This is a genomic window from Streptomyces sp. iso_384, assembly GCF_056172905.1.
In genome coordinates, this window is sequence record NZ_JBWBTT010000001.1 from 4,104,310 (window position 1) to 4,117,223 (window position 12,914).

General features: G+C 74.0%; 1 protein-coding gene. It reads left to right on the top strand.

Annotated elements, in window-relative coordinates; all coding sequences use genetic code 11:
* Nucleotides 1–218: 218 nt before the first annotated feature.
* Nucleotides 219–12,803, top strand: a complete 12,585-nt coding sequence (locus AC0VY3_RS18325) for an amino acid adenylation domain-containing protein (RefSeq protein WP_475550054.1) — start codon at nucleotides 219–221, stop codon at nucleotides 12,801–12,803.
* Nucleotides 12,804–12,914: the final 111 nt, after the last annotated feature.

Below are 12,914 nucleotides of genomic sequence, written 5' to 3' on the forward strand. Positions count from 1 at the left end.
AGCGCGCGGCGGGCCGTCAGGTCGATCGGGACGATGCCCGCCCCCTCCGGCCGGTCGCGTTCGCACAGCACAGCACAGCACAGCACAGCACAGCGAATGCCTTCCCTCAGGCTTCCGTCACGTCACTCCCAGGGTGCAGGCCGTCTCCTCCCGTCGGTTGATTCCTCGTGTCCTGCACGTTTTTAAGATCATTCTTCGGAGAACGGACGGATCGACCGGTGGAGCACGACATGACGCTGCTGGATGTACTGCTGGACGCCGTCCGTGAGGCTCCCGGGCAGGTCGTCGTTCATGTGCGCGGCGACGGCAGCGAGCTGACCGTCTCGCTGCGCGAACTCCTTGACGACTCCCTGCGCGTGGCCGGCGGACTCCGGGCGGCGGGGTTGGCGCCGGGGGCCTGTGTGCCGTTGCTCGCCGACCGCAGCGAGGACTTCCAGCCGATGTTCTGGGGTGCTCTGGCGGCCGGTCTGGTGCCGGTTCCGCTGGCTCCGGACGCCCGTCGGGTGCTGCCGGTCTGGGAGCACTTGGAGCGGCCGCCCGTCCTCGTGGACGCCTCGACCGCGTTGGTGGCCGGTGAACTCCCCGGCGGTGCACACGCCTTGGCCCTGGACGCCCTGCGGGAGGGGCCTGCACTGCGGGAGCCTGCCGCCGCCGCGCCCGAGGACGTCGCGTTCGTGCAGTTCTCCTCGGGGAGCACCGGTGCGCCCAAGGGGGTGGAGGTGACGCACGCCGCGGTGCTGGCCAATCTGGACCAGATACGGGCCGCCTCGGCGCTGGGCGCCGACGACGTGGTGGTCAGCTGGATGCCGTACTTCCACGACATGGGGCTCATCGGCACCCACCTCGCTCCCCTGGCCGCCCGGGCCAGGCAGGTCAAGATCGGTCCGCTGACGTTCGCCAAGCGGCCCCGGATGTGGTTCGAGGTGGCGGACCGGCACCGGGCCACGGTGCTGTCCGCCGCCAACTTCGCCCTGGCGCTGGCCGTACGCCGTGTTCCCGACGAGGTCCTGGCCCGGCTGGACCTGTCCGCCGTACGGCTGCTCCTGGTCGGGGCGGAACCGATCGCGCCCGCGGTGTGGCGCGCCTTCGCCCTCAAGACGCGGCCCGCGGGGCTGGACCCGGCGGCGGCGCAGCCCGTCTACGGCCTGGCGGAGGCGACGCTCGCGGTGACCTTCCCGCCGCCGGGAGAGGTGGCCGTGCCGCTGGTCCTGGACCGGGCCTCGTTGAGCGGTGGGGTGGCCGTGGACGCCGAACCGGGCCCAGGGGCTGTCGAGTTGATGGACGTCGGGCTGCCGGTGGCCGGCTGCGACGTATGCGTCGTCGACGACGCGGGCACCGTCCTCGGGGACCGGCGGGTCGGTCACATCATGGTGAGCGGTCCCCAACTGGCCCGCGGCTACCACGGTCTGCCGGGCGTGAGCGCGGAGGTGTTCGCCGAGGGGTGGCTCCGCACCGGTGATCTCGGATTCCTGCGGGACGGGCGACTGTGCGTCACGGGCCGGCACAAGGACGTGCTGTTTCTCAACGGCCGTACGTTCCACGCCACGGACGTCGAGATGGTCGCGGCGGCGACGCCCGGGCTGCCTGTCGGTACCCCTGCGGTGATCGGTTCGACCGACCCGGTCACCGGTGCGGAGCGCGTCGTGGTGTTCATTCCCTGGGCACGGCCCCCGCGCGATGCGGCGGAGGTCCTCGAACGCGTCGCGGCCCGGGTGCGCGAGGCGCTGTTCCATGACGACGTGCGGGTGTTGGTCCTGCCACCGGGGGCGTTCCCCCGCACGACGAGCGGCAAGCTCCAGCGTCGGCTGCTGCGGGAGCGGTTCGAGGCGGGCGAGCAGGGGACGGGCGAGCAGAGGGTGGGTGGCGGAGGGGTTGCCCCGCCTGCGGCTCCCCGCGGTGCGCAAGCTGCCCGGTCGTCGAAGGAGCTTCGGACAGCCCCGGAACCCCGGTCGGCGGCGGGGACCGTCGAGGTCGTGCGGGAGGTGTGGGCGCGGGTGTTGGGCCGGTCCGCCGAGGCGATCGGGGTGCACGAGCCGTTCGGGAGCCTCGGGGGGACCTCGCTCAAGGCCATGGAGGTGCTGGTGGCGCTGGAGGACGCGTTCGGTGTGACGCTGCCGCCTGCGGTCATCCGTGACCACGGCACGGTGACGGCCCTCGCCGGTCACCTTCTGACGGTTGTCCCCGGTACGCCGCCGTCCGCCCCGGAGGTCAGTCTGCCCTCGTCCGCCCCGGAGATCGGTCCGCCGCCGTCCGCCCCGGAGGTCAGTCTGCCCTCGTCCGCCCCGGAGATCGGTCTGCCCTCGTCCGCCCCGGAGATCGGTCCGCCGCCGTCCGCCCCGGAGGTCAGTCTGCCCTCGTCCGCCCCGGAGATCGGTCTGCCCTCGTCCGCCCCGGAGGCCGTGGGGAGCGCCGTGTCGCGGGCCGGTACCGCCGCGGCCGTCATCGGGATGGCGTGCCGGTTCCCCGGCGCCGACACCCCCGAGGCCTTCTGGGACCTGCTCGTCGACGGGCACGACGCCGTCGGCCCCGTACCGCAGGAGCGTTGGGACGACGGCCACGACCGTCCGGAGGCACGGCCGTCCGCTCCCCGGCAGCGTTGGGCGGCCCTGCTGGACGATCCCGCAGCCTTCGACGCCGGCTACTTCGGCATCGGCGAGGAGGAGGCGCGCGCACTCGACCCGCAGGCACGGCTCTTCCTCGAACTCGCCCACGAGGCCCTCGAACGCGCCGGATACGCGGGGCCCCGCCGACGCGGGCGCAGGATCGGTGTGTTCGCGGCGGTCGGGGACAGCGGCTACCGGGAGGTCCTGGACCGGGCCTCCGCCGACGGCTCTCCGCCGCCCACCGCGCTCACCGGGAATCTGCCCTCCCTCATCGCCGCCCGGGTCTCCCAGAGCCTCGACCTCGACGGCCCCGCACTCGCCGTGGACACCGCCTGCTCGTCGGGGCTGGTGGCCCTGCACCTGGCCCGGCGCAGCCTCTTGGACGGCGAGTGCGACCTGGCCGTCGTCGGCGGGGTCAACCTCCACCTGACCTCCGCCCCGCACCGGCTGCTGGAGGCGGCGGGGGCCCTGTCCCCCACCGGGCGCAGCCGGGCCTTCAGCACCGACGCCGACGGCTTCGTACCCGGCGAGGGCGGCGCGGCCATCGTCCTGACACGCCTCGACGCGGCCCGGCTCGCGGACGATCCGGTACTCGCGGTGGTCCGGGGCACGGCCGTCAACAACGACGGCCGGTCGATGAGCCTCATGGCGCCCAATCCGTTGCGGCAGCGCGAGGCCATCACCCGGGCGTACGAGGCGTCGGGCGTCGATCCAGCAGCGGTGACCTATGTGGAGGCCCACGGGACCGGCACGGCCGTGGGCGACCCGATCGAACTGCGGTCGCTGGCCCACGCGTTTCCCGTACGGCCCGACGGCGAGCCGCGGTTGCTCGGTTCGGTGAAGACGAACATCGGGCATCTGCTGAACGCCGCCGCGCTGCCCGCGCTGGTGAAGGTCGTGCTGGCCCTGGGCCACCGCAGGCTGCCGCCGTCGCTGCACCGCACCCCGGCCTCGCCGGGCCTCGCTCCCGCCGGCTTCTCCGTGGTGTCCGAGGCCCGGGACTGGACGTCCGCCGGTCCGCTCGTCGCGGGGATCAACGCGTTCGGCTTCGGCGGCACGAACGCCCATGCCGTCCTCGAAGAGGCTCCGCCCGCACCGGCGCCTTCGCCGTCGACGTCGCCGGGTGTCGCTCGCGACGTCGCGGATGAGGGAACCCACCTGCTGACTCTGTCGGCACGCAGCAGCGGCGGGCTGCGGGACGCGGTGGCCCAGCTCGCCGCGCACCTGGAGAGCCGTCCGCAGCTGCGTGAGGGCGACGTCTGCCGGACCGCGAGCACGTCCCGGGACGAGGGGCCGCACCGGCTCGCCGTCGTCGCGGACGGTGATCTGCGGGAACGGCTCGCCGCCATCGCCTCCGCTACCACCGGCACGGGCACGGGCAGGGGCAGGGGCACGGATGAAACCGGCGGGCGCATCGGGAGCGTCGTCCGTTCCCGGCCGCGTGTGGTCTTCCTGTTTCCCGGGCAGGGTACGCAGTTCCCCGGCCGGGACCGGGCGCTGTACCGGACGGCGTCGGTGTTCCGGGACACGTTGGACGAGGCGTCCGCGCTCCTCGGTCCGATGTGCGGCCGGCCCCTGCTGGACTGGGCGCTGGATCCGGGGGTGGACCCCGTCGCCCAGGCCGCGACGGAGGTGGCGCAGCCGCTGCTCGTCACCTCCGGTGTGGCGCTCGCGCGCCAGCTGCGTACGTGGGGCGTGGCCCCCGACGCGGTTGCGGGGCACAGCGTCGGGGAGATCACCGCGGCCTGTGTCAGCGGGGTGCTGACGCTTCCGGAGGCGGTACGGTTCGCGGCCGAACGAGGCCGTCTCATGGGCACGTTGACCGAGCCGGGCGCCACGATCGCCGTTCGCGGGAACGAGGACGCGGTCGCAGCGGCGGTGGCGGCGTCCGACGGGGCGCTCGCCGTCGCCGCGTACAACGGTCCCGGGCTTCAGATCCTCTCCGGGGCCGTCCCCACCGTTGAGCGCGCTGTCCTCAGCCTCGAAGCGCAGGGCGTGCCCACCCGTCGCCTGCGAGTCTCCCGGGCCTTTCACTCACCGCTGATGCGGCCGATCGCCGACCGGCTCGCCGACGCGGCCCGTGCGCTGAACCCGCAGGCCCCGACCATCGCCCTCATGAGCACCGTCACCGCCGAGTGGCAGCCGGTCCTCGGCCCGGAGTACCTGCGCGAACACGCCGAGCGCCCGGTGCTGTTCGGGGCTGCCGTGGAACGCCTGGCCCGGGAGGGGTACGACACCTTCGTGGAGGTCGGCCACGGCGCGACTCTGACAGGTGCGGTCCGCGCGGCGACGGGAGCGTACGCCCACGGCGGGGCCGGTGCGGCCAGCGTGCACGGCAGTTCCGGTGGCGTAACGACCGTCATGTGCGCTCTGCCCGGACGTTTCGACGGCCGCGCGGCCCCGGAGGAACAACTGCCCCGTGAGCGCGGTGACGAGCACGGCGGAAGCAGCGCGCTCCTGGAGACCGTCGGCCGGCTCTGGTCGCACGGCGTACCGCTGGACCGGACCGCGCTCGACGCGGGGCACCACCGGATTCCGCTGCCCACCTACCCCTTCCAGCGCTCCCGGTACTGGGCCGGTCCGCCCGTGAGCCCTCTGCTGCACCGGGTCCGGTGGGCGGAGGCCGCCCTGCCCGAAAGCTCGGCGGAGGCCGGGCGTTCGGTGCTGCTGGCCGGACCCGACTCCGCGTCCGTCGACCGGCTCGCCTCGCAGCTCACCGCCGAGGGCATCCGGATGCACGCAACGGGCGACGGGCCGCCGGACGCCGTGGTCCTGGTGGCCGGGCCCGCTCCCGGCCAGGACACCGCCGACGCGCTCGACCGGGCGCAGAACGCCGCGCTGGCCGCCTTCGACGAGGCCCTCGCGCGGTTCGACGAGTCGCGCGCGGACCGGCTGCTGGTGCTGACCGAGGACGTGCACGCCACGGGAACCGTACGGGAGAGGCCACGGCCGGCCCACGCCGTCCTCGGCGGACTTCTGCTGGCGCTGCCGCAGGAGGCTCCGGGTGCTTCTGCCGTCGCCGTCGACCTCAGTTCGCTGGACACCCCGTCCCAGCGCCTGGCCGCCGTACTGGCCGAGCTGGGGTCGGACAGCGCCTCTGGCAGCGCCGTCTCCGTCGCCTGGCGCGCGGGGCGCAGGCTCACCCGCCGCTTCGCTCCGCTGACGAGCGGTGCCACAGCACCGACCGGTGCGCACCGGCCACCGCTGCCGCCCGACGGCACCTTCCTCATCACCGGGGGCGGCGGCGGAATCGGCGCCGCGCTCGCCCGGGACCTCGCCGGCCGGGGCCGCCCGACCCTCGTGCTGACCGGGCGCACCCCGCAGCTTCCCGTGGGGCTGGCCGAGGAGCTCCGCGCACTGGGCGCCACCGTCCACCACCGCGTGGCGGACGTCTCGGTGGAGCACGATGTGGACGCGCTCCTCTCCGGGCTCCCCCGCCTCGACGCGCTCTTCCACGCTGCGGGAGTGATGCGGCCCGGCACTCTGCGGAACAGACGCGCGGAGGAGACGGCGGACGCCCTGGCCGCCAAGACCCGGGGCAGTGTGCTGCTCTCACTGGCCCTCCGCCGGCACGGCCTCGACCCGGCGGTCCGTGTCGTGTTCTCCTCCGTGAGCGCCGTGCTGCCCGGACTGGCGGGCGCCCTGGGCGACTACGCCGCTGCCAACGCCTTCCTCGACGCGTTCGCCGCATCGGAACGACACGCGGGCCGGCCGTGGCTGTCGGTGAACCTCGCCGCGTTCGCCGGAACGGGCATGGCTGCGGCCCTCGGCACCGGGTCGGGCGGAGACTCCACCGCCGGGCGGAGCACCGGAGGCAGGCCGGTCGCCCCCGCTGCCGGACTGGCAGCTCTCCGTACGGCATGTGGCGTCGACGCGTCACAGCTGCTGATCGCCGACCTGGCGCCGGCCCCACACCCTGCGGTCGTAGCGCCCCCGACGGATCTGACGAGAACGGCCCCGGAAGCGGACACCGACACCGGTACCGGTACCGCCGCGTTGCTCCGTCGGCTGCTGGCCTCCGCGTTGCAGGTGCCCGCCGCCGGGATTCCCGACGACGAGCCGTTCCTCACCCTCGGCCTCGACTCGCTCGCCGCCGTCGACCTCGTCAGGCAGCTCGAACGGGAGCTGGACAGGGCCCTGCCCGCCACGCTCTTCTTCGAGTACCGGACCGTCGGCGAACTGGCCGCGCACCTCGACTCGTCGCCCGACCCGGCCTCGTCTCCGACGCCGGTTCCTGGGCCCGGTGACGTGCCCGCTCATGTTCCTGTTCCTGTTCCTGTTCCTGTTGCTGTTGCTGTTGCTGTTCCGGACGGCGTACCTTTCCCGCTCACCCCCGTCCAACAGGCCCTGTACACCAGCAGTCGGCTCCACCCGGAGGTCCCGGCCCACGGTTACGTCCGCCAGACCGTCCGAGGCCCCCTGGACACCCGGCTCCTGGGCCGGGCGCTCGCCGCGCTCGCCGATCGGCACACCATGCTGCGGATCCGTATCGGGAGCGCCGGGAACATCGGGGACACAGGATGCACCGGAAACCCCGGGCACACCGGGAACGGCGTGGATCTGCTCGGCCCGGCGACACCGCGGCAGTACGTCGCGCCGCCCGCAGCGCTCTCCGCCTGGTACGAGGTCCACGAGCTCACCGGGCGTATCGAGGAGCTCGAAACGGCTCTGTGCAACCGGCCGTTCGACCTCGCCGCCGAGCCTCCCGTACGCGCGGTCCTCGCGCGGGAGAGCCCGGAGCTGTCCCATCTGGTGCTGGTGATCCACCATGCGGCCGGTGACGGATACAGCCTCAACGTCCTTGCCGGGGAACTCTGGTCGCTCTACACCGCCCTCGCCCACGGGCGTACGCCGACGCTGCCCGGGCTCGGCACCGACTTCGCGCGGTACGCGGCCGCTGCCGCCGCCGAGCGGTCCGCCACGGACGGCGCACGGGCCCTCGCCCTCGACGGGCGGTACTGGTCGGAGCGGCTGGCCTCCCGGGGCGAGCCGCTGCGCCTGCCGTACGACGGTGATCCGTCCGCTCTCCCCACGGCTCCCCTGGCCACCCGGCAGAGTGCCCTCGACGCCGAGCTGACCACCGCGTTGGAGAAGCGGGCCGCGGCTCACGGGGTGAGCCTGTTCCATCTGCTGCTCGCCGTGCACGTGCGCTGCCTGGCCCGGTGGAGCGGGCAGCGAGAGATCGCGGTGAACGTCGCACGCGCCCGGCGGGAGGGCCGCCTGGCGGGTCTGGACCACCTGGTGGGGCCGCTCGCCGACACCCTCCCGCTGGTGTGCAAGACGGACCCGGACGAGCCGGTCGGGACCCTGGCCGAGCGGCTGGCGGGGATCTGGCTGGAGAGCGAGCAGCACGCGAGCCTCACCGGTCTCGACCTGGCCAGGCTGCTGCCGACGGACCCGTCCGGGGCCGGACCGCGGACGGTGAGCCCGGCCGGATTCAGCTTCTCGCGCTTCCCCGCCGCTCTCGACGAACGCTGTCCGGTGAGCGTGCGGCCGACCGCGGCCGGCACCGCCACCGCCGCGACCCGCCTCAGTCTGCTGTGCTGGCAGGACGAGACGGTACTGCGCTTCTCGTGGAACTTCCCCGTCCGGCTCTTCGACCCGGCGACGGTCGCCCGACTGGACCGCGACTTCCACGCCGAACTGGCCGCTCTCGTCCGGCCTCGGCCCGACATCCCGGACGGGTCCGGGTCCAGGTCCAGGTCCGGGTCCGGGTCCAGGTCCGGGTCCGCCACGGTCGTGCGGCGGCTGGTCGAACGGTTCCGGGCCACCCCGGAAGCGGTCGCCGTCGACACAGGCGACGCCACCCTCACCTACGCCGAGCTCGACCGTGCCTCCGACGCCCTCGCGGCCTCGCTCCTGGCGCGCGGCGTCACCCCGGGAAGCCTCGTCGGGCTGCTCACCGAACCCGGTGCCGACACCGTCGTCTCGGTCGTCGCGGCCCTGCGCGCCGGGGCGGGCTGGGTTCCGCTGGACGCCGGCCATCCGACCGCGCGGCTGGTGGACCAGCTCACGCGCTCCGGGGCCCGTACGGTGCTCTGTCATGCTGCCACCAAGGCGGTGGGGGAAACGCTGGGCGATGTCACGCTCGTGTCCGTCGACGCGGCCGCGCCGCTCCCGGCCGCCCGTTCCTTCCGGTCCCCGGGCGAGGGAGTTGCGCCCGACTCCCAGGGCGAAGTCCTCGCACCAGACCGCCCGGCCGACGCGGACGAGATCGCCTACGTGATCTTCACTTCCGGATCCACCGGCCGGCCCAAGGCGGTGCCCATCACCCACCGGTCGATGGAGAACTACCTCGACTGGGCGATCAGCACCTTCGGGTACGACGAACACGACCGGCTCGCCCAGACCGCGTCGCCCTGCTTCGACGCCTCCGTCCGTCAGCTCCTCGCCCCGCTGCTCGTCGGCGCCACCGTGGTCACCGTGGCCTGGGATCTGCTGCGCGACCCCGACCGGCTGCTGACGCACGTCGAACGGAGCCGGATCACGGTCTGGAGCTCCGTCCCCACGCTCTGGGAACAGCTCCTCTCCGCGTCCGAGGAACGGGTACGGAACGGCGCACCGCGGCCGGAGCTGTCCGCGCTCCGGTGGATCCATGTCGGCGGAGAGGCCCTGTCCCCCGCCCACGTACGCCGCTGGTTCGACCTCTTCGGCGACGGCCAGCACATCGCCAACCTGTACGGGCCGACCGAGGCGACCATCAACACGAGCTGCCACATCATCCGCGCCCGGCCCGGCGACCAGGTGCGGCGGCTCCCCATCGGGTGCCCGGTCTCGGGCACGGAGGTGGAGGTCGTCGGCTCCGACGGCGAGCCCCTGCCGCCCGGCGAGGCCGGCGAACTCCTCATCTCCGGAATCGGCCTGACCCCGGGCTACCTCGGCGAACCCGCCCTCACCGAGGCCGCGTTCACGGTCCGGCGCGGGCGGCGCTGGTACCGCAGCGGCGACCGGGTGCGGCGTTCCGAGGACGGCACCCTGGAGTTCCTCGGGCGGCTGGACGACCAGGTGAAGATCCGGGGCAACCGGGTCGAGCCGGGCGAGATCGAGGCGGTGCTCCAGACCCATCCGGATGTCACCCACGCCGTCGTCATCACCGAGGACGGACGCCTCACCGCCTTCGTGACACCCGGGCCGGGGCCGTCCCGGGCGGACACCGTGGCACTGCGGCTCCATCTGGCGGAGTCACTGCCTCCGTACATGCTTCCGTCCCGGATCACCCGTGTCGGCACGATGCCGCTCACGAGCACGGGCAAGATCGACCGCCGTGGACTGTCTGCCCTGCGACCACACCGGTCCCACGAGTCCCGCACGTCCCATCGAGATGTGTCCCTACCGACCGGCGCGCCCACGGGCGACCTCCGTACACCGCCCCGCACTCCGACCGAGGTGCGGCTGGCCGCCATCTGGTCCGCTCTGCTCCGGGCCGACGACGTGCGCCGCGAGGACGACTTCTTCGCCCTGGGCGGCGACTCGCTGCTCGTGCTGGAGGTCTTCGCCCGGCTGGAGAAGCAGGGCGGGCCGCTCCCCCGGCCGACCGTGATCTACCGTCACCGTACGCTCGCGGCCCTCGCGGGCGCGGTGGATGCGGCGGACGCGGACGCGGGCGTCGACGCCGCCGCTGCCCCCTCCCCGGCCCACGATCCGGCCGTGGCTCCGGAGCCCTTCCCTCTCACGCCCACCCAGCGGGGCTTCCTGCTGGCCGAGGCCATCGCACCGGGTGCGACCTCATCCGGGCTCACGCGATTGCGGCTGCACGGCCACCTCGACCGCGCCCGCTTCCAGAACGCGGTGGACCTGCTCGTCGTGCGGCATCCGATGCTGCGCACCGTCTTCCCCGCCGGGGCGCGCCCGGCCGTCCAGCAGGAGCTTCCGCCCTCGCTGCGGCTGCCGGTCGACTTCGAGACCCTCACCGGCCCGGAGCAGGTCGAGGAACGGGTCGCCGCCGAACGCGCCCGCCGTTTCGAGCCCTGGGCCTGGCCCCTGCTGCGGCTACGGGTGCTCACCGTCGCCCCCGACGAACACGTCCTGGTGGCGCACGCCCACCACATCATCGGCGACGGTTACAGCGCCGCGCTCCTGATACGGGAACTGACGACCGCGTACGACGCGCTGTCCCGCGGCGAGGAACCGGCGCCGGTCCCCCTGCGCAGCACCTTCCGCGACCACGCCATCCAGCTCACCGCACGCGCGGGCACCGCCCCCGCGACGGTCCCCGGTGCGGGCTCCGGCGGGCCGGCCGGCGACGGCCGGTGGGCACGACTCGCCGCGCCCTACCGACCACCCGTACTCTCCGCCGCTTCGACCGCCGGAACGTCTGCGAACAGCGCCGCGAACCCGCTCTTCCACACCCACGGCTTCACGGTCGACGCCGACCAGGTGAACGCGCTGCGCGGCCTCGCCGCACGCACCGGCTCCACCCTCCACGCGCCGGTGCTCACCGCCTACTACCGGGCGCTCGTAGCGGCCACCGGCCGGGCGGATCTGCTGCTCGGTCTCGCGGTGAGCGGCCGGGACGCCGCTCTGCCCGACGCGCACCGGGTGTTCGGTCCCTTCGCCACGGCGGTTCCCCTGCGGCCGGCCGGTCCGGCGTCCGGGCGGCCCGACGACGCGGAGTTCGAGAACGATGTGCGGCGCGTCGCGGCCGAGGCCGTCGAGGCGCAGACGTACGAGGGGGCAGTGCCGCCGCTGCCCAACGGGCTGCCCCTGGCCTCGCAGTTCTTCTTCACCTATCTGGATTTCCCCGCTCTGGGACCGGAGAGCGGCGGGCCGCTGACCGTCACCCGGGAGGACGGCGACAGCGCGTACACGCCGCCTCCGGCCGGCACGGACGTGTTCCTGGCGGCCGCCCCGGACGACGGGCGGCTGCGTGTCACGGTCCGCGCTGCGGCGACGGCGTTCACCCCGGAGGCATCGGCCGCGTTCGCGGACTCGGTACGCGACGGTCTGGCGGAGGCGGCGGCCTCGGCCACGCCCCTTCCCGGCCGCCTCGGCCGGCCGGGCGGCTCCGGCCGGGACCGGCGGATGGACGCCGCGCTCGTCGGCTATCTGCCGTCGCCGGCCGACCTCGCCAGGCTGGCCGGGCTGCCGGAGGCGGCGCTGCCGCGCGAGGAGTTGCGGAGCCTGCTGTTCCCCGGCGGGCGGCCACGGCTCCTGGAGACGCTTCGTACACCGCTGGGCCGTTCGGGCTTCGTGTGCGTCCCGCTGTTCGCGGACGAACTCGCCCCCGGTGACGGCCTGCTCGGGCACACCACCCGTGGTGTGGAGCTCGCCTCGTCGCTCGGCGCGCGGTCCGTGTCCCTGGCGGGCATGATCCCCTCGCTCACCGGTTACGGTTTCGATGTCCTGCGGGCCGTCGGAACGACCGGAGCCACCCCAGCCGTCACCACCATCCCGACCGGTCAGGCCGTCGCCACAGGTCACACCTTTCCCGCCGTCACCACCGGTCACGCGGCGACCGTCGTGTCCGTCGTCAGGACCGTGCACGCCGCTCTCGACGCGACGGGGCAGGAACCGGGCTCCCTCACCGTCGCGTTCGTAGGGCTCGGCTCGATCGGCTCCTCCTCGCTGGAGTTGCTGCTCACCCGGGCCCACCGGCCGCCCTCCCGGCTCCTGCTCTGTGACGTACCGGGCAGCGGGCCGCGTCTGAAGGAGCTGGCCGACAGCCTCCTGGAGCGCCGACTGGCCGAGACCGTGGAGGTGGTCGAGTCGCACCGGGGGCTGCCCGAAGCCGTGTACGGGGCCCGGCTGATCGTCGCGGCGGTCGGCGGAGGCGGCACGCTCCTGGACGTCGACCGGCTCGCACCGGGTACGACGGTGGTCGACGACTCGTTCCCGCACTGCTTCGACACTGCTCGCGCCCTCGCCCGGATGGAGCGGGAGAAGGACGTCCTGGTCGTCGGCGGTGGGCTGTTGAGTGCCGGCCCCACGGAACGGCTGGTGGCCGAGGGCCTGCCCGCCGCCGCGGTGGCCGGGTACCTCGCGCGGCCGATGGTGCCGGACAGTATCGCGTCCTGCCGGCTGGAGTCCCTGCTCCAGGCCTCGGGCGTCGATGTGCCGCTCGTCCACGGTCCCGTCGACGCGGCCACCGGCCTGGCGTACTGGGAGGCGGCGGAGGCGTCCGGCATCCGTGCCGCGCCGCTTCACCTCCTCACCCGCACCATCGCCCCGGACATGCTCACGCGGCGCCCCTGGAGGCCATGACCGTTCCACGTACCGGGCGCCGGGGGCGTTGTCAGTGGTCGGGATTAAGTTCGTTCCTGTCCCGCCGCGATGGCGTGGACGTCCCCTTTCGCATGCATGGGAGTTGGCGCG